Here is a 17,785-nt window from a genome sequence, read left to right on the forward strand (position 1 = left end):
ACGCGCCTCACGCGCCTCCCGATTGAAGTCCATCATCGACTTGAACTGCTTGATCGACTCGAGCGCGCCAGCGACTGGCAGGCGCTGGACGTGAACGTCCATCCCGAGGCGATGTGCGACTACCGGGTCAGCCGCCTCACCCTCGAGCGCTCGTTTGGCCACTTCGTCGGCCTCGTGCTCGAGCGCCGGATCGGGATCGATCACCAGCGAACTCCCCTCCTGAGGGAGCATACTAATGGCACCGCCGGTCTGCTGGCGCACGTGCGCCAACTCGTGTGCGAGCAGGTACTTCCCCTCCGGACTCTCGGGGTCGTACTCCCCACGGTTGAACACCACGTGGTTCCCGGTGGTGAACGCCCGTGCCTCGAGCGCACTCGCCGCCTTCGCGGCCTCCGGCCCCGTGTGAAGTTGTACATCGCCGAAGGAGTCGCCCATCCGCGCTTCCATCTCTTCACGAACAGCTCCCTCGAGCGGCCGCCCCGGCTGGGAAATCACCCGCCGCACCACGTCGGGTGTCGCGGTCTCACCTGCTAAATCGCTCTCCGTCTGCGCCTCGACCGAACGCATCGCGCTCTCGGTGTCGAGTTCGACGCCCGCTTTCCAGGAGCTACGNCTCGCGCGATGGTTGGCCCACTCGCGTTAGGTACTGGTACGGCCGCGCCCCGCGCTGGGTCTGGGCCTGCGCTCGAGCGCGCCGTGTTCGTTCGTTTCGCTCACTCTCGTCGTTCGACCGGCCGCGTCGGTCCCGGTCGAAGCTCACACGCCCCACCTCGTGTATCGTTGCATTGGTGATTATCGAAGCGTTACTGCTTGGTCCTATTAGCTGTTGGTGTTCGGACACCACCGCGGGATACCCCACCTCCCGACCCGGGTTTCACAGGAGAGAGACACATCACCAACACCCATTTCCAGAAATTATATGTATCTATCCGTAAAACTCGAACGTGGAAGCTACGCCTGCCGGACGCCGGTTGGGGTACGCAGAGAATGTGCCCCGGGTGGTGGAGCACCCGAGGCGTGGCTTCCAACCCTTCGGGGTTTCGAAGCCATGACTCAGTACCAACCACGCGACCTTAAAAGGCTCGCAAACGCACTGTACAGACCGCGAAACGCCCGTTCTCTGAGTGATTACGCTCACACCCGAGTGTCCCGTACGCACCCCGCAGACCGGAGGCAACTCGATGAGTGAGGACGTCGGCCGCTGGGGCGGCGAGGAGTGGAACCCGCCGCGGTGTCCTCACTGTGAGAGTGTTGTGGTGGGGGTGACGGCGATAGGACCGGAGACCATCCAGGCCTCCTGTGGCTGTTATCTCACCCAGGCGGAGGCTCGAGACCTCCGGTAGTCTCGAAACTCTCCCGCTAGCGGTGCGCCAGGTTTCCGTACACGTCGGCTTCTCACGGCCTGAACCACCGATCCGAATATGCCGTCCCCGACGCTCTGTGCTCTTACAGCCGAGCAATTTAGACAACACTAAACATTTTTCTCGAATCGAAATCTATATGACTTCGCATGCTCGAATCCAACTCGATGACTGATAGTTCGACGCGGATTCGTTCGACGACAGATCGACTCACCCGTCGGCGAGCCCTCGCTGCAGGCGGGGTACTCGCGGCCTCGTTCGCGGGGTGTCTCGGAAGCGGGACGGACGACGACGGTTCCGGTAGCGGAGACGCCGATATTACCGTCTTCGCGACGATGCCCGCCGTCTGGGACTTCGTCCGCCAGGTCGCCGGTGACCACATCGACGTGATCGACCTCGTGCCCGTCGGCGAACACGGCCACGACTGGGACCCCCAGCCCGGTATCGTCCGAGAGATCGAAGACGGCGACGGGTTCGTCTACCTGCGCGACTTCTCGAGTTGGCAAGACGACGCCGCCTCACAGCTCGAGACCGACGGCGAGGTGGTCGTGATCGAGGCCTCTGCGGGCATCGAGTTCTTCGACAGCCCCGCCGAGGACAACGACGAACACTGGTGGATGGACCCCGTCGAGTGCCAGCACGGCGTCGACAACATCGCCGACGGACTCGCGGAGATCGATCCGGACCACGCCGACGACTACGCCGCCAACGCCGACGCCTTCAACGAGGAACTCGAGTCGCTCCACACGGAGTTTCAGGACATCGTCGACCGGGCGACGCTCGACGAACTCGTCGTCGGAACCCACGACTCGTTCCAGTGGTGGCACCGACGCTACGGTATCGACATCCACTCGCCGGTGGGAACCTCGCCCGACGACCGTGCCTCGCCACAGGACGTCAGAGAGATCGAGACACTGATCGACGAGTTCGGCATCGAGCACGTCCTCTACGACGTCGGTGAACCCGCTGTGCTCGCGCGCGACCTGGCCGACGAAACCGACGCGGAAATTCTCCCGCTCTCTCCGGTCGAAACCCAGATCGACGGCAGCCCGGAGATCGACTCGAGCGTGCAGATGGACGCCGACTGGGGCTACGTCGATCACTTCCGCGAGCTGAATTTCCCGTCGCTCGAGGTAGCGCTCCAGACCACAGATTAGACGAGACGAAAGATTTTGATAGCTGTAGCCGAATACGTGACTAACGACACGCTCTTACGTTCATGACCAGCGCCATCTCCGTCGACGACGTCCACTTCGCCTACGACGACGAGCCGGTCCTGCGCGGCGTCTCGCTCTCTGTCGAGCAGGGGGCGTTCCTCGGTGTTCTCGGCCCGAACGGCTCCGGGAAGACCACGCTGGTGAGGATCATGCTCGGGCTCGAGCGGCCCGACGCCGGCCGCGTCGAACTGTTCGGCCAGCCTGCCGAGACGTTCACCGACGGCACCCGTCTCGGCTACGTCTCCCAGCACTCGACCGACGCCGACGCGACGATGCCCGTCACCGTCCGCGAGGTGGTGACGATGGGCCGCTACGCACACGCCGGTATCGACCGACTGAACGACGCCGATCACGCGGCCGTCGACGACGCACTCGAGCGCGTCGACATCACCGACATCGCCGGCCGACGGCTCTCGACGCTCTCGGGTGGCCAGCGCCAGCGTGCGTACATCGCCCGCGCGCTCGCCTCCGAGGCGGACCTGCTCGCGCTCGACGAACCCACGGTCGGTATCGATGCCGACTCGCTCGCGCGCTTTTACGACCTCCTCGGCGAACTCAACGACGAGGGGATCACCATCGTCCTCGTCGAACACGACATCGGCGTCGTCACCGAACACGCGAGCACCATCGCCTGTCTCGACGGCGAACTGTACGCCCACTGTGAGACGAGCGCGTTCCTCGAGAGCGACGCCTTAGAGCGTGCGTTCAGTTCGGTTCGCGTCGCGAACGCACACCGGCCCGTCGGGGGCGACTGAACCGTGTCGCTCGACCGCTCCAGTCTCCTCCGCTCCGTGCGCGAGGAGTTTCTCGTCCTCGGTATCCTCGCCGCGGTCGCGCTCCTCTCTGCGGGGTTCATCGTGGCCGTCTTCCCCACCCTCTACAGCCTGTTCTGGAGTAGCACGTGTCACTCGTTCGAGGTCGGTCTGGGTGCCTTCTCGACGACCTGGGTAGGCCAGCAACTGAGCACGTGGCTCGGTCTCTCGTTCGATCCGTGGCTCGTCTGTAGCGGCTTCCTCCAGCGCGGGTTCACCGCGGGAATCCTCATCGCGATCACCGCGCCGGTCGTCGGCGCCTACCTCGTCAACCGCCAGATGGCGCTCATCGGTGAGGCACTCGCGCACACGGCGTTCGGTGGGGTCGCCATCGGCCTGTTCGTCGGGGCCGCCGTCCCGAGTCTCAACTACCCCCTCGGCTTCGCGCTCGTCGTCGCGGCCATCGCCGCCCTCGGCATGCAGTACGTGGCGGTGAAGACCGACGGCTACGCGGACGTCCCCATCGCGATCATGCTCACCGGCGGCTTCGCCGTCGGCGTCGCCATCATCTCCTACGGCGTCACCTTCAGTGCGACCGTCGAGAGCTACCTCTTCGGCGACATCCTGTTCGTTCCCTTCGAGAACGTCCAACTGATGGTCGCGCTCACTCTCATCGTCGCGGCCACCATCGCCCTGACGCACAAGCAACTGCTGTTTATCACGTTCGACCGCGAAGCCGCCCGCCTCGCGCGCATCAACGTCTGGTTCTACGACACGCTGCTCATCGTCCTCACCGCACTCGTCGTCGTCGCCGCGATGCAGATTCTCGGTGCCATCCTCGTCGCGGGCATGCTCGTCATCCCGGTCGCCGCCGCAATGGTCCTCACCAGCAGTTTCACTCGAGGGCTCGTCCTCTCGGTTCTCTTCGGCCAACTCGCCATCGTCGGCGGCATCCTCTCGTCTGCGCACTGGAACGTCGCCACGGGCGCGATGATCATCATCGCCGCCATCTGCCTCTACCTCGGTGCGCTCGCCGTCACCAGCCTGCGGTGAGGTCCCCCGAACGAATTAGACTGAGCTAATTATATATTTAGACATAGTAAAACTTATCCGGATACGCCTCCTGCCCACTAGTGCGGTTCGGGCGACGCCAGTGTCCGACCCGCGAGCCAGGTGAGCTCCGCTGTCACTGGCAGTTCGTGATCAGGGACGCCCCTGACATTTCTCCACGGAACCCGCCGCCCTCGTCACGAGTGCACGGCTCTCGGCTCGAGAGACTGCTGCAAAAATAGTCGAGTTGTGCGCGTCGAGGAGGTTTAGATGACGCGGTTCTGCAGGTAGTCGAGGTGCTTGGCGTTGTAGACGATCTTGACCTCGTCGGCGGCCGGCGAGCCGATGCAGGTGAGACGGACGTTCTTCTCGTCGACCTCCTCGTCGGAGAGGATCTGCTGCATGTCCATCTCGATGTCGCCCTCGAGGACGATCGCTGCACAGTTCGCACACGCGCCAGCGCGACACGAGAAGGGCCAGTCGTAGCCCTGGGCCTCGGCGGCCTCGAGGATGTACTCGCCCTCGTTGACTTCGATCTCGCCGTGGTCTTCGTCGTCGAAGCCCTCGCCTGCGGCCTTCTCGAAGAGGTCGTCGTCTTCGAGGTCCCATCCCTGGTCGTCTAGCACTTCGTAGTTTAGGTATTCTACCGTGGGCATCACTTCAGGCTTTGCGGCCCGGACTGGTATAGCTTGCTGTTCGCATCTATCCTGCCTTTCCGGGACGTTTCGCTCGAGATGGGTGTCGAAACTCGACGTTCGTCTGATTTCTTCTCGTGACTGTCGCTGAAAAGAGTATGTCCGTGAAGAATCTCTGTTCGACTCTCGTGAGCGTGCGAAACCGCCCCACAGAACCCGGATTCCGCCGCGTTTCGTCCCCTGATAGCATCTCGCAAGCGAGGTGGGGATGACGGAGACGGCCGTCGACCCCGCGGCGACGGGTGGGTGCCGGTCCACCCCGTCACGTCACCAGACCGGTGGCGCGCCTCGACCCGGATCAGGCCGCTTATTCCGTCGGCGCGCGCGTGTACGACCATGTCCACGCAGTTCCCGCGGTTCGAGGTCATCCCGGCGGTCGACGTACAACACGGCGAGGTCGTCCAGCTCGTTCAGGGCGAACGCGGCACCGAGAAGACCTACGGCGACCCCGTCGACGCCGCCACGCGCTGGATCGATGCGGGTGCGCGCTCGCTCCACCTCGTCGACTTAGACGGGGCGTTCGACGGCGAACGCGCCAACGGAGCGGCCATCGACGCCGTCGTCGACGCCGTCTCGGTCCCGACCCAGCTCGGCGGCGGGATCAGGAGCGCCGCCGACGCCACCGACGTACTCGAGCGCGGTGTCGACCGCGTCATCCTCGGTACTGCGGCGGTCGAGAACCCCGATATCGTCGCCGAGATCAGCGAGCGCCACCCCGACAGCGTCGTCGTCAGCCTCGACGCGAAAGACGGCGAGGTCGTCGTCGAAGGGTGGACCGAGGGCGCGGGAATCTCGCCCGTCGAGGCCGCCGCGCGCTACGACGACCTCGGTGCCTGTGCCATCCTCTTCACCAATGTCGACGTCGAGGGGAAACTCGAGGGTGTCGCGACCGACCCCGTCCGCGACCTCGTCGCGGCGACCGACGTACCGATCATCGCCAGCGGCGGCGTCGCCACGCTCGCTGACGTGACGGCGCTGCGAGACGCCGGGGCGGCCGCCGTCGTCGTCGGCAGCGCCCTCTACGAGGGCAAGTTCACGCTCGCGGAGGCGCAGGCGGCCGTCGAGGAGTGACCGCGGCGCTCACTCACGAGGTCCAGTACGCCCGTGTCAACAACACGAGTACGGGGATGATCTCGATGCGGCCGACCCACATCATGACGACCATCACCGCGCGGGTGCTCGTGGGGAAGGCGAGGTAGTTGCCGAACGGGCCAGCCTCGCCGAAGGCAGGACCGATGTTGAGGAAGATCGAGGCGGCGGCTCCCATCGCGTCGAACTCCGTGACGACGGTGCCCGCTCGAGCGGCGTCGGAGACGATGACGATGGTGAGTGCGAAGAAGATGACGAGCGCGAGCAGGACGTAGGAGTAGACGTCGCGGATGGTCTCCTCGTCGACGACCTCGCCGCCGAGACGGATCGGGCGGACAGCGCGCGGGTGGACGGCGAGAAAGAGGTTCCGCCTGAACGCCTTGAGGACGATCACCCAGCGTAGCGCCTTGATCGAACAGGTCGTACTGCCGGCCATGCCGCCGATGAACATACACAGAAAGAGCATGTGCTTCGCCCCGGGCGTCCACAGGTCGAAGTCCGCCGAGGCGTAGCCCGTCGTCGTCGTGATCGAGATGACGTTGAACAGGCCGTGGCGGACCGTCTCCTCGACGCTCGAGAAGGTGCCGTCTGCGAGCAGGAGGAAGACGACTACGCTCGAGAAGAACGCGAGCATGCCGACGTAGAAGCGAAATTCATCGCTCTCGAGCGGTCGCCGAAGGTCGCCACCGGTGAGGTAGTAGAGCAGGATGATGTTGGTCGCGCCGAGGATCATAAAGGGCATGAGCGCCCACTGGACGGCGGGTGAGAATGCGCCGATGCTGTCGCCTTCGGGCGAGAAGCCCGCCGTCGAGACGCTCGTCAGGCCGTGGGAGACGGCGTTGAAGAGGTCCATGTTCGGTGCGAGACCGACGAGGTGGAGACCGTAGAGGACGGCCATCGCGAGCAGCGTCAGGCCGACGTAGAGCCACCAGATGAGCCGGGCGGTCTCACCGATGTGTGGGCGAAGCTTCCGGACGTTCTGGGTCTGGGTCTCGGTCTCCATCAGCTGTGCACCCCCGACCATCAGGTTCGAGAGCAGGCCGATGGCGACGACGAGGATGCCGAGTCCGCCGAGCCACTGGATGAGCTGTCGCCAGAACAACACCGCCCGCGAGTGGTCGTCGAAGTCCTCGATGACGGTTGCCCCCGTCGTCGTGATGCCGCTCATGCTCTCGAACAGCGCGTTGACGGGGTGGGCGAGTGCTCGCGAGTTCGTGACGTTCGCGGGGTCTGCGAGGACGAACGGAATCGCCCCGACGACCGCGACGCCGAGCCAGGTCAGCGCGACCACCAGAAACGCCTCGCGCTGGTGGATGTCCGGGTCCTCGTAGGTCCGCTCGAGGGCGAGACCGACGACGGTGGTGACGACGATGGCGGCCACGAACGGGAGGACGTCGTCGCCGTCGAACACCGCGAGTGCCAGCGGCAACAGGAGCGCCACGGCGAGCCACTTGAGAACGGTCCCGGTGAGGCTGACGCTCGCTCGCCACTCGACGCGGATGGTCATCGGTCACCCGGCGCTCGAACGCCGTCCCACGGCACACCCGTCCGTTCGCTGGCCCGATTCACACCCTCTCCCTCGAAGCCACGCGAAATAAAAGACCGGTATTCGACGTCTATCCGTGCTCACCGACCGGTAGACGTTCGTTAGCGTCACCACTCGAGCGAACGAACGCACCGTCGGAAGTGGAACAGAACCGTGATCGGAGGTGGCTGGAGGACGGCCGTAGAGACCGGAGCGGACGCTCGGGCGGCGGTTCAGGCTCGAGTCTGGTTGTAGCCGTGGCCGACGTAGAGGGCGATTACATTCACGACGAGGAGGACGATGAACGCCAGCGCGACGGGCCGGTGGTCGAGTCCGTACGCGAGGAGGGTCACGTGGACGAACGGGAGGGCGACCGCGGCCCAGAAGCTGACGAACTGGGTGGGTCCTTTCAGCGAGCGGAGGGTCTCGCTGAGGCGGCCGTCTCGCTGGGCGGCCGCGTCGGTGTTCGAGGACGTGATCGAGTCGTTTGGGAGCGGGGTTGGAGGGGTCATCGTGTTGGTCACCTCTACGTACTACTGACCTTCACTGCCACCAGCATATAATAGGTCGAATATTGGCCCTGTTTCGGCTCGTTTCACAGCGATCGAACACCAGTGTCTGACGTTTCACGAACGACTCAGAACCGGGTAGACGTTTTACAACTGCTTCTGAGACCGTTTCTCTACCTCGACTATCGGGAACAGGTATTGCCTCCGGAACGTCGCCAGTGTTGACACCACCGAACGGAATTTCCTTGTACTGCCGGCGCGCTCGTTCGCCTATGACCGAGCGAACGGCGACGCTCTCGCGCCAGACGGCCGAGACGACGATCGACTGTACACTCTCCGTCGACGGCACCGGTGAGACCGACGTCGACACCGGCATCGGCTTCTTCGACCACATGCTCACCGCGTTCGCCGCCCACGGCCTGTTCGACCTCGAGGTCGACTGCGACGGCGACCTCGAGGTCGACGACCACCACACCGTCGAGGACGTCGCCATCGTCCTCGGGACGGCGTTCGACGAGGCGCTCGGCGACCGTGCGGGCATCGTCCGCTACGCCGACCGGCGCGTCCCGCTCGACGAGGCCGTCGCCGGAACCGTCGTCGACGTCAGCGGGCGCGCGCGCTTTTACTTCGAGGGGACCTTCTCGCAGGCGCGCGTCGGCGCGTTCACGAGCGACATGGCCAGACACTTCGCCGAGTCGCTCGCGATGAACGCCGGTCTCACCCTCCACCTCGAGGTCAGCGGGGAGAACGCCCACCACGAGGTCGAAGCGCTGTTCAAGTCGCTCGCCCGCGCGCTCGACGACGCGACCCGCTACGACGAGCGCCGGGAGGGCGCACCGAGTACGAAAGGGACGCTCTCGGAGTGAACTAGTCCCCTCCCACGCGTCGACTGATGGGCCGAACCGATACCCGCAACTGGTTCGACTCGTCAGTTCAGGCCTGGAACGCCACTAGGGCCGATGGAGGTTCGACCCGTCCTCGCGTAACTCTCCCTGCTCGAGCGCGTGGTCGATCACCGCCTCGACCTCGTGGCGCTCGAGGTCGTAGGCACCCGCGGCGAGCGACTCGGCAGCGCTGCGTTCGATCGGAAACTCGCGGTTCTGTAAGAGCCTGAGGACGCTCCCGTAGGCCTTCGGTGGCCGCTCGTCGCTCGTCGACTCCTCGGTCTTCGCCGCCGCCGCGGTCTCGTCGTCGGTCGTCGACCGCTCGGCTGTCGCTCGCGTGTCGCCGCGGCCGAGCGTGATGCCCTCGGTCGCACCCCCTCGCCCCGCGCTGGCCGCCGCTCGAGGGGGTTCACTCGCTGTCCGTCCATCGCCCTTCTGCCCGCCGGGCTCGTCGTCTTCGACCTTCACGTCCTCGTCACGACCAGCGGACGCCCCCGCTCGAGTGATCGACCGTCGCGTCGGCCTGGAACGTTCGGTCCCGTCGTCTGGGGCCGTTTCTGCCGTTCGGTGCTCCGCGCGCTCGTCGTCCGGGGTCGTCGTCGCCGCTCGCCGTCCGTCGTCGGATGCGGGCGCGTCGAGACGCGCGAGCAACGGCTCGAGCAACACGTCGAGGCGCTCCTGACACGCCCGACAGAGGACGACGCGACGCTGTTCGCGCTCGGTCGGCTCGAGTTCCGGGGGGACGACTTCGAAGGTACCGACGGCGTCGGTCCCACAGAAGTCACAGCTTCGCAGTGCGTGCATGACGCTCACTCTCTCGCACGGAATAAAAAACGTCCGTCAGACGGCCGACCGGCCGACTCACCCGCTGGCGGATCCGCCCACGGGACCGTCGTCCGCGCTCGCGGACCACCGCTGATTATACGGGGGGCCGCGTATATCGGCCGACGAATGTTCGACGAGATCATGGAGAAGTTCGAGGGGTCGCCGAGCCAGCAGGCGGTCATCCGCCTCTTGCTCGAGCGCGGCTTCTCGGTCAACGACGACGGGCGCGTGGTATCTGGTGGCATCGAGATTCCGAACACGGGGATCGCTCGCGAGATCGGCGTCGACCGGCGCGTCGTCGACTCGACGACCAACGTGATCCTCGGCGACGACGAACTCACGCGCATCTTCCAGAACATCTCGCAGGTGCCGAGTCTGATGGACCTCGCCCCCGTCCTCGATCTGACCGTGCTCTCGGTCGAAGTCGCCGACGCCGAGGCGCGCGGCATCGTCGCGACCGTCGCGGCCATCCTCGCCGACCACGGCGTCTCGATCCGACAGACGATCAGCGAAGATCCCGAGTTCACCGACGAGCCGCGTCTCTACCTCATCACCGACGAGGAGATCCACGGCGACGTCATCACCGAGATCCGCGACCTCGAGTTCGTCAGGAAGATCGAGTTGCAGTGAGCCGTCTGGCGGCCACCACGTCGGGGCCGACACCCCCTCGTTTCGAGTGCAGTTCTCACGCCCGGAGAAACCGGTGGCATTACTCCCCGTCGGGCCGTCCCCTCGAGCATGCGCGCGCTCGCAGCCGACCTTCGCACCCCCGTCCGTGATGGCGGCCGCTCGCTCAGGCCGGGTGAGCGCCGGTGACGCGCACCTACGCGACCGTCGCGACCGCCGCCCATGCCGAGTTTACCGTGTCCGGGTCGGTGTTCATCGGCCACGTCCGCCCCGTCGAGTCGGTCGAGGAAGCCGAGTCCTTCGTCGCCACGGTCGAAGCCGAGTACGCCGACGCGACCCACAACGTCCCCGCCTACCGGGTACGGACCGACACCGAGGGCTCGTTCGTCCGCGAGTACGCGAGCGACGACGGCGAACCGACCGGCTCGGCGGGCAAACCGGCGCTGAACGTCCTCGAAGGGCGCGACCTCGAGAACACCGCAGTGGTCGTCACCCGCTACTACGGCGGGACGAACCTCGGCGTCGGCGGCCTGGTGCGGGCGTACTCGCGGGCTGCCGCGGAGGCCATCGACGCCGCGGGCGTCGTCGAGGAGCGCCCACACGAACGCCTCGCGGTCACCGTCGCCTACGACGACTCCGGCACCGTCAGAGGCATCCTCGAGAGCGAAGACCTCGCGTTCGACGCCGCCTACGAGGAGACGGTCAGCTTCGACGTACGGGTTCCGAGCGCAGACGCGCCCGCCCTGCGCGAACGGATCCAGAGCGCGACCAGCGGCCGGGCGACGCTCGAGTAACACCCCTGCTTCGGGTGGAACACACACGGGCTTTTCGCCCGACGGTGGCGGGGTTCGACCGGAAACCAGGGGGTTGGCGCGCAGGCTCGAGTACGGATTCTCTCGGCCACGCTCCCGGAGAGCGGTCACGTGCAGGCGTGAGACTGAGGCGGGTACGGATCCTACGGGTGGTATGCACCCGAACGTCTGTGGAGCCGACCGTCTCGGCCGAGCCGCCCTCGGACTCACGCTGCTCGCCGTCGGGTATCGACACCGCGACCGGACGCCCGCGACGCTCGCGTTCGTCGCCGGGAGCGACGTCCTGGCGACGGCCGTCATCAGACGCTGTCCGCTGAACGCGCTGTTCGGAATCGACACCTGTTCGTCCTGATGGTCACCGCACCACCCCTACGCGCGCGTGACGAGGTACGTGAGTACGACCAACAGGAGCGTAAACCCGAGCCACCGGCTCCAGGTGAGCGTCGTGATGCCGACGAGGTCCGAGAGGAACAGTACGAGGTAGGCGAACGCCCCCGAGAGCACCACGTTGAGGACGAACAGCACCCGCGGGTCGCCCGCCGATCCCTCGAGTCCCTCCTGGAGGTCACCGCTCATAGCTCGTGACTCTCGCCGGACGCTCTTAAGGTTCCGCACCGCTCGAGCCGTTCACACCCGGTCTCGACGGACGCACTCGAGGTGGTGGCCACGAGAGTCCCACCCTCAGAACCGCGACGGATGCCAGCTACGAGATTCCCAGCCTCCGAACCGCGACGGATACCAGCCATGAGACTCCCACGCCCGAGAACCCGCGACGGCCGCCCGGTCGACCCGGTGCCGTTGCTCGTCGTCGTGCTCACACTCTTCTTGCTCACCCACGCCTGGGGTCCGCTCTACCTCGGCGCACTCGGCTTCTCACTGCCCGCGGCGCTCGCCATCGCCACCGCCGTCTTCTGCTGTCTCTCGGTGGTGGCCTACCACCGGCTCGTCTGGCGTGGCGGCAGGGAACGCGACCCGTACTCGAGCGATCCGCTCTCCTGGCTGCTCTACGCGGTCGCCATCGCCGTCGCGCTCGCCGTGCTCCTGGCGCTCCCGTTCCTGCGCTGAGTCGGTCAGCGCCGGACGACCGTCCGCTCGCCGCGTTCGCGCGGAAACGAATCCGCCTCGAGCGGCGCGTCCTCGTCCGGATCGGTCAGACACGCCTCGAGACCAGCCGTGAGCGCGGTCTCGTCGAGGTCGGTCCCGATGACGACGAGTTCGGTTCGCCGGTCGCCGTGGCGCTCGTCCCAGGGGAGGTCGGGGTGGTTCTCCCGGTAGAGCTCCCGGCGGGTGGCGGGCAAGGAGGCGGCCCAGGGACCGACGCCCTCGGCGGCGACCGATCGGCCAGCGCCGCTGACCTGTACCTCGAGGTCGTCCCGGCCCGCGAGCCAGCACGGGCCTTTCAGGCGGAGCACCGCCGGTGGCAGCTCGCGCAGGAATGCGGCGAAGCGCTCTGGCTCGAGTGGCGCGTGATAGCGCAGCGTGATCGCCTCGACGCCGTAGACGGTTTCTGGTGTCCGGTGGCTGTGGCCGTGGTGGGTGTGCTCTCCGTCCCCGCCGTGGCCACACGCCTCGTCTGCGTGCGCCCGATACTCCTCGAGTGCGCGCTGCCAGCCGGCGAGACCGCCGAGCGCCTGCGGGTCGAACTCCTCGCGCTCGAGGACGCGTTCGACTTCGACCTCGCTGTAGACGGTTCTGATCACCGTCGCGTCGGGCTGTAGCCCGGCGACGACCCGCTCGAGTCGCTCCAGTTCACCTTCGCTCACGAGGTCGCACTTGTTGAGCAGGACGAGCGTGCTCACCTCGATCTGTTCGAAGAGGAGGTCGGAGAGCGGGCGGTCGGCCGCCTCGGGTGGGGTCTCGCGCTCGAGGCGGTCGCCCGAGACGACCGTCGCGAGGAGGCTCGCGTCGACGACGGTGACGAGTGCGTCCACGGTGTAGCGGGCGGCCGCGCTCCCGGTCGTGAAGAGGCGGGCGACCGGTGCGGGCTCGCTGATCCCGGAGGTCTCGACGACGAGCTGGTCGAAGTCGTAGCGCCGTGCCAGCGCCCTGACCTCGGTCTCGAGGTCGTCCTGGAGTTCACAGCAGATACAGCCGTTGCTCAGCTCGGCGATGCCCTCACGCGGGAGGTCCGACCCGGACTCGAGCAACGAGGCGTCGACGTTCACGTCTCCGACGTCGTTGACGAGGACGGCGAGGCGTCTGTCGGCGGTAGTCAGGAGGTGGTTGAGCAGGGTGGTCTTCCCGGCACCCAGGCTCCCGCTGACGACGGTGACCGGCATCCGATCGCGCATAGACGCCGGTACCGCGCCCGGGGTGAAAAGCCTCCCCTCGGTTCGGCCGGCGACATTCTTTTGGCTCGATCTGTGCAACGCTCACGCATGACGATCGCCGAGCGGATCGCCGCCTACCGCCGTGCTCTCGAGCGCTGGCTCGCCGCCCGGTTCGGCGGGACGTGGCTCGAGGAGTGGGCACGCGGGCTGTACCACGGCATGATTTCACACCCGGCCTACGAGATCATCGAACTCGAGGCCGAAGACCGCGAAGACGCCTTCATGCTCGCCTGCTTCCCCGACGCCTTCGGCATTCCGAGTCCGGTCTCGTACTACACGGCCGAACTCCTGCCCTACCTCGAAGACGAGTTCGCCGCCTGGGAACGGCGCATGTGGGACCGTGGCTCGATCCTCGAACGCAAAGGTCGCCAGCACCACCTCTGATGGCCCGCCGCTTCGTCTTCGTCGGCGGCAAAGGAGGTGTCGGAAAGACGACCGTCTCGAGTGCGCTCGCGCTCGGCTGTGCCCGCGACGGCGAGCGAACGCTGCTCGTCTCGACCGATCCGGCCCACAGTACCGCCGACGTCTTCGACCAGCCGTTCTCCGACGAGCCGCAGGCGGTCGACGGCCACGAGCACCTGTCGGTGCTCGAGATCGATCCCGAACGCGAGGTCCGCGAGCACCTCCAGGAGTTGAAACGCGAACTCGGCGCGCAGGTCAGCCCGGTGATGGTCAACGAGGTCGACCTCCAGCTCGAGATGGCCCACCGGACGCCCGGAGCCTACGAGGCGGCGCTGTTCGACCGCTTCGTCGACGTGATGGCCGACGCGGAGACCTACGACCGCGTCGTCTTCGACACCTCGCCGACCGGCGGGACGCTCCGGCTGCTCTCCCTGCCGGAACTGCTCGAGGGCTGGGTCGAGCGCCTCCTCGAGAAACGCCGCGAGAGCGTCGACCTCTACGAGCGGGCGGCTATCGGCGGGCGAACCCCTCGCCGCCTGCTCGAGGGTGATCCCATCATCGACCGACTCGAAACCCGCCGCGAGCGCTTCGCCTTCGCCCGCGAGACGCTCACCGAGTCGTCCGTCTTCGCGCTGGTGATGAACCCCGACTCGCTCTCGCTGCGCGAGACCGAACGCGCCCTCGAGACGCTCACGGAGTCCGGCCTCTCCGTCGGCGGCGTCGTCGTCAACCGCGTCACGCCCGAACCGGAGAGCCACGAGGAGGGCCGCGGCGCGCGCTACCTCCGCGAGCGCTGTGCCACCGAGCGCGAGCGCATCCGCGAGGCGCGCGCGTCGCTCGAGGTCCCGGTCGTCGCCGAACTCGAGACCAGAGTCGGCGAGGTGACGGGCGAGACGCTCGAGCGGGTCGCCGAGGAGATCAGCCTCTCGGCGCTGGCGGTCGACTCGTAGCCGCGAACGCCGGGACGCCAACATTCATCCATTCCATACTTTCTACAACTATGGTCTATGCGTATGTCATTATCGTCCATGGGGTTTTAATACATATTCATGGTATGAGTCGGTATACCGTGATACTATGGAGGTTCAGGTCATCTGGTTCGTCGTCTTCGTGCTGGCCACGTTCACCGTCGGCTATATTGGATACTCGGCGTACCTGGCTCGACTGGTCGAGATCGACGACGACCGCGAGACGCCCGCGCACAGACACGAGGACGGACAGGAGTACGTCCCCTCGAAACGGCCGGTGTTGCTCGGACACCACTTCTCGAGCGTCGCCGGCGGCGCACCGATCGCGGGACCGCTGACGGCGGTCGCCGCCTTCGGCTGGCTGCCCGGGCTGCTCTGGGTCGCCATCGGCAACCCGATCTTCGGCGCGGTCCACGACTTCATGGCGCTCTCCTCGAGCGTCCGCCACGAGGGGAAGTCGATCGGCTACATCATCGGCGAGTACGTCGGCGAGCGCGGAAAGAATATGCTGCTGTGGTTCGCCTTCCTGCTGGTGGTGCTGGTGGTCGCGGCGTTCGTCTTCCTCATCGCCCAGGTGTTCAACGCCTATCCACCGGCGGCGACCGCGAGCGTGATCTACATCGCGCTGGCGCTGGCGTTCGGCGTCTACCTCTACCAGCTCAACGGGCCGTTTCTCCCCGGTGCGGTCTTCTTCGTCGCTGGCGTCTTCGCCGGCGTCTGGGTCGGTATCCAGTTTCCCATCGCGCTGGCCGGGGTCGACGGACTGCCGGAGGGGACGATCGTCCTCCTCGGTGACGGGGCGAACTGGGCGTGGCTCCCGCTCGCCGACGCCGTCAACCCGAACTTCGCGCTCTGGGCGATCGTCACCGTCTGCTACTCGTTCGTGGCGGCAGTCCTCCCGGTGTGGGTCTTACTCCAGCCGCGTGACTTTCTCACCTCGACGCTGCTCTACACCGGCATCGGCGCGATGTTACTCGGCGTCTTCGTCGGCACCTACCTCGCGCTGACGGGCGCGTTCACTCCCGTCGACATCCCGGTTTCGGGTATCGAGGCGTTCGACTCGGTCACCATCGAGGGCATGGAGGCGGCCATCCCGGCCTACACCGGCTTCGTCCACCCCGGGCTGGGACCACTGCTTCCGTTCCTCTTTCTGACGATCGCCTGCGGGACGATCAGCGGCTTCCACTCGCTCGTCTCCTCGGGGACGACCGCCAAACAGCTGGATCGAGAGAGCGACGCCCGCGTGATCGGCTACGGGGCGATGCTCGGCGAGGGGCTGCTCGCGCTGACCTCGATCATCGCCGTCTCGCTCGCCGCTGCGACGGTCGCGGCCGGTGATCTGGGGGCGGCCATCGCCGTCTTCCCGGCCGGTGGCGGGGCGCTCGTCACGACCCTCGGCGTCTCGGCGGCGCTCGCCTCGACGTTCATCGCGCTCGTCTTCGCGAGTTTCTTACTCACCAGCACGGACACGGCGATGCGGCTGGGCCGGTACCTGATCGAAGAACTCGTCGGCACGCCCGAGACGAGCCTCCAGGAGACGATGACCAACCGCTACGCCAACGCCGGCGTGACCGCGGTCGGTGGCTACGTACTGGTCGCCTCCGGCTCCTGGGAGAACCTCTGGCTGCTCTTCGGCGGCGCGAACCAGATGCTCGCCGCGCTCGCCCTGCTGGTCGTCACCGTCTGGCTCGCCAACTGGTCGAGCACGAAACAGCTACTCAGCACCGGCGTCCCGCTCGCGTTCATGATGGCCGTCACCGTCATCGGTCTCCTCTGGGTCTCGCTGATCCGCTTCCCGGCGTACATCATCGAACCCGCCGCCGTCGGTCCCGAGATGACCGAGTGGGAGGTCTGGAGCGAGGTACTCGCCGACCCCGGCACGATCACGAATATCGAGGCGTCGCTCCACACCCTCTCGTTCACCCTGCTGAGTCTCATCGCGCTCGTCCTCGTCTGGCTCGCCATTAGCCTCCTGCGCATGGGCGTCGACAACGTCCGCGAGGCCAGGGCAGGTCTCAGCGTGGACGCCCTCGCCGGTGGCGAACCCGGCGACGACGACTAACGCGACAGCCAGCCCAGCAGCCGATCCAGCCGCCCCGGCGTCTCCGCGACGATGGGTTCCCACACCGCAAAGGCCTGGGCCACGTCCGCGTTCGCACTCGAGACACACACCTCACGCGCTGGCACCACGACGAGCAGGTTGATCTCGTAGTGGCCGTTGTAGCCGTACGTCAACAGCGTCCGGTTCCGGTAGCCGGAGACGTACTCGCGTGCGTCTTCGGGCAGTTCAGCCGCGATCACGGCGAACGTAAAGTCCGTACTGTAGTGGTCTTCGTCCGCCTCGACCCACTCCTCGGCGAGGCGCTCACCCAGCGCCTCGAGTCCCTCGAGCGTCGCCACCGTCGGCCGCTCACACTCGGTCACGAACAGGTGTTCGCGCGCCTCGTGGTGGCCGAAGGTGACCGACGGGTGGATGGCGTGGCGCTCGTAGGTGACGCGCAGCTGGCCGTACATCGTGAACTGCTCGCCCTCGAGCCTGTACCCCCGCTCGAGGTCGTAGTGGTGGCTCAGCCGACCGGCGACGCGCTCTACGTACTCGTCGTCCCACGTCGGGCGGTCGTCGTCGCGTTCCGGTGACGCTCGCTCGGCGGTCACGGCCGACACCACGCGTGCATGTGTCAGCCAAGCCGGTACAGTGGCAAAAGCGTTCGCGCTACCTCTCTGTGCGAGACCTTATCA

General features: G+C 66.5%; 21 protein-coding genes. 13 read left to right on the forward strand and 8 right to left on the reverse strand.

Going from position 1 to position 17,785, the window contains the following annotated elements; genetic code table 11:
- Nucleotides 1-567 (reverse strand): eCIS core domain-containing protein (locus N0B15_RS11620; protein WP_263019876.1); only part of this gene is annotated, 567 nt, incomplete at its 3' end.
- A gap of 614 nt (nt 568-1,181) precedes the next feature.
- Here N0B15_RS11620 and N0B15_RS11625 point away from each other — a divergent pair.
- From N0B15_RS11625 to N0B15_RS11640, 4 genes are all read left to right on the forward strand, one after another.
- Complete coding sequence (locus N0B15_RS11625; RefSeq protein WP_263019877.1) at nt 1,182-1,343, forward strand: hypothetical protein; 162 nt, start codon at nt 1,182-1,184, stop codon at nt 1,341-1,343.
- 185 nt (nt 1,344-1,528) lie between these two features.
- A complete protein-coding gene (locus tag N0B15_RS11630) occupies nt 1,529-2,518 on the forward strand; it encodes a metal ABC transporter substrate-binding protein (protein ID WP_425494234.1) in 990 nt (329 codons plus the stop codon).
- Between the two features lie 62 nt (nt 2,519-2,580).
- Nucleotides 2,581-3,333, forward strand: coding sequence for a metal ABC transporter ATP-binding protein (locus tag N0B15_RS11635; protein ID WP_263019879.1), 753 nt, complete (start codon nt 2,581-2,583; stop codon nt 3,331-3,333).
- A 3-nt stretch (nt 3,334-3,336) separates the two neighbouring features.
- Nucleotides 3,337-4,383, forward strand: a complete 1,047-nt coding sequence (locus tag N0B15_RS11640; RefSeq protein ID WP_425494233.1) for a metal ABC transporter permease — start codon at nt 3,337-3,339, stop codon at nt 4,381-4,383.
- Nucleotides 4,384-4,646: 263 nt separating this feature from the next.
- Here N0B15_RS11640 and fer read toward each other — a convergent pair whose 3' ends face one another.
- Complete coding sequence (gene fer, locus N0B15_RS11645) at nt 4,647-5,036, reverse strand: ferredoxin Fer (RefSeq protein ID WP_263019880.1); 390 nt, start codon at nt 5,034-5,036, stop codon at nt 4,647-4,649.
- Nucleotides 5,037-5,411: 375 nt separating this feature from the next.
- Here fer and hisA point away from each other — a divergent pair, with 375 nt between their 5' ends.
- The gene (hisA, locus tag N0B15_RS11650; protein ID WP_263019881.1) at nt 5,412-6,146 is read left to right on the forward strand and encodes a 1-(5-phosphoribosyl)-5-[(5-phosphoribosylamino)methylideneamino]imidazole-4-carboxamide isomerase; all 735 of its coding nucleotides are present in this window, start codon (nt 5,412-5,414) and stop codon (nt 6,144-6,146) included.
- 13 nt (nt 6,147-6,159) lie between these two features.
- Here hisA and N0B15_RS11655 read toward each other — a convergent pair whose 3' ends face one another.
- Together N0B15_RS11655 and N0B15_RS11660 are read right to left on the reverse strand one after the other, a co-directional pair.
- Entirely contained in the window at nt 6,160-7,671 is a 1,512-nt protein-coding gene (locus tag N0B15_RS11655; protein WP_263019882.1) for a TrkH family potassium uptake protein, read from the reverse strand.
- A gap of 251 nt (nt 7,672-7,922) precedes the next feature.
- Complete coding sequence (locus tag N0B15_RS11660) at nt 7,923-8,201, reverse strand: DUF8028 family protein (RefSeq protein WP_263019883.1); 279 nt, start codon at nt 8,199-8,201, stop codon at nt 7,923-7,925.
- A gap of 269 nt (nt 8,202-8,470) precedes the next feature.
- Between N0B15_RS11660 and hisB the strand changes: the two genes are divergently transcribed.
- Nucleotides 8,471-9,064 carry an imidazoleglycerol-phosphate dehydratase HisB gene (gene hisB / locus N0B15_RS11665; RefSeq protein WP_263019884.1) on the forward strand — a complete coding sequence of 198 codons (594 nt, stop codon included), beginning with the start codon at nt 8,471-8,473 and terminating at the stop codon, nt 9,062-9,064.
- An 84-nt stretch (nt 9,065-9,148) separates the two neighbouring features.
- Here hisB and N0B15_RS11670 read toward each other — a convergent pair whose 3' ends face one another.
- Nucleotides 9,149-9,886 (reverse strand): hypothetical protein, encoded by a 738-nt coding sequence (locus N0B15_RS11670; protein ID WP_263019885.1) that lies wholly within the window; start codon nt 9,884-9,886, stop codon nt 9,149-9,151.
- A 147-nt stretch (nt 9,887-10,033) separates the two neighbouring features.
- Here N0B15_RS11670 and trpY point away from each other — a divergent pair, with 147 nt between their 5' ends.
- The 3 genes from trpY (at nt 10,034) to N0B15_RS11685 (ending at nt 11,698) form a co-directional block, all read left to right on the forward strand.
- Nucleotides 10,034-10,537, forward strand: coding sequence for a TrpY family transcription regulator (gene trpY, locus N0B15_RS11675; RefSeq protein ID WP_263019886.1), 504 nt, complete (start codon nt 10,034-10,036; stop codon nt 10,535-10,537).
- 182 nt (nt 10,538-10,719) lie between these two features.
- A complete protein-coding gene (locus N0B15_RS11680) occupies nt 10,720-11,328 on the forward strand; it encodes an IMPACT family protein (RefSeq protein ID WP_263019887.1) in 609 nt (202 codons plus the stop codon).
- Between the two features lie 172 nt (nt 11,329-11,500).
- The gene (locus tag N0B15_RS11685; RefSeq protein WP_263019888.1) at nt 11,501-11,698 is read left to right on the forward strand and encodes a YgaP family membrane protein; all 198 of its coding nucleotides are present in this window, start codon (nt 11,501-11,503) and stop codon (nt 11,696-11,698) included.
- 17 nt (nt 11,699-11,715) lie between these two features.
- Here N0B15_RS11685 and N0B15_RS11690 read toward each other — a convergent pair whose 3' ends face one another.
- On the reverse strand, nt 11,716-11,922 hold the full coding sequence (locus N0B15_RS11690) for a DUF8107 family protein (protein ID WP_263019889.1): 207 nt from the start codon (nt 11,920-11,922) through the stop codon (nt 11,716-11,718).
- Nucleotides 11,923-12,090: 168 nt separating this feature from the next.
- Here N0B15_RS11690 and N0B15_RS11695 point away from each other — a divergent pair, with 168 nt between their 5' ends.
- Nucleotides 12,091-12,411 (forward strand): hypothetical protein, encoded by a 321-nt coding sequence (locus tag N0B15_RS11695; protein WP_263019890.1) that lies wholly within the window; start codon nt 12,091-12,093, stop codon nt 12,409-12,411.
- 5 nt (nt 12,412-12,416) lie between these two features.
- Here the strand turns inward: N0B15_RS11695 and N0B15_RS11700 are convergent, their stop codons facing one another.
- Entirely contained in the window at nt 12,417-13,637 is a 1,221-nt protein-coding gene (locus tag N0B15_RS11700) for a CobW family GTP-binding protein (RefSeq protein WP_263019891.1), read from the reverse strand.
- An 87-nt stretch (nt 13,638-13,724) separates the two neighbouring features.
- Between N0B15_RS11700 and N0B15_RS11705 the strand changes: the two genes are divergently transcribed.
- The 3 genes from N0B15_RS11705 (at nt 13,725) to N0B15_RS11715 (ending at nt 17,108) form a co-directional block, all read left to right on the forward strand.
- Nucleotides 13,725-14,060 (forward strand): DUF7990 family protein, encoded by a 336-nt coding sequence (locus N0B15_RS11705; RefSeq protein WP_263019892.1) that lies wholly within the window; start codon nt 13,725-13,727, stop codon nt 14,058-14,060.
- Nucleotides 14,060-15,028 carry an ArsA family ATPase gene (locus N0B15_RS11710; protein WP_263019893.1) on the forward strand — a complete coding sequence of 323 codons (969 nt, stop codon included), beginning with the start codon at nt 14,060-14,062 and terminating at the stop codon, nt 15,026-15,028. The genes N0B15_RS11705 and N0B15_RS11710 overlap by 1 nt, the downstream gene beginning before the upstream one ends.
- Before the next feature lie 127 nt (nt 15,029-15,155).
- Complete coding sequence (locus N0B15_RS11715) at nt 15,156-17,108, forward strand: carbon starvation CstA family protein (RefSeq protein ID WP_263019894.1); 1,953 nt, start codon at nt 15,156-15,158, stop codon at nt 17,106-17,108.
- On the opposite strand, the gene N0B15_RS11720 is transcribed toward N0B15_RS11715, so the two are convergent.
- Nucleotides 17,105-17,701 (reverse strand): DUF8052 family protein, encoded by a 597-nt coding sequence (locus N0B15_RS11720; protein WP_263019895.1) that lies wholly within the window; start codon nt 17,699-17,701, stop codon nt 17,105-17,107. The genes N0B15_RS11715 and N0B15_RS11720 overlap by 4 nt on opposite strands.
- Nucleotides 17,702-17,785 lie beyond the last annotated feature (84 nt).

The organism is Natronobiforma cellulositropha, assembly GCF_025629245.1.
Lineage (GTDB): Archaea > Halobacteriota > Halobacteria > Halobacteriales > Natrialbaceae > Natronobiforma > Natronobiforma cellulositropha.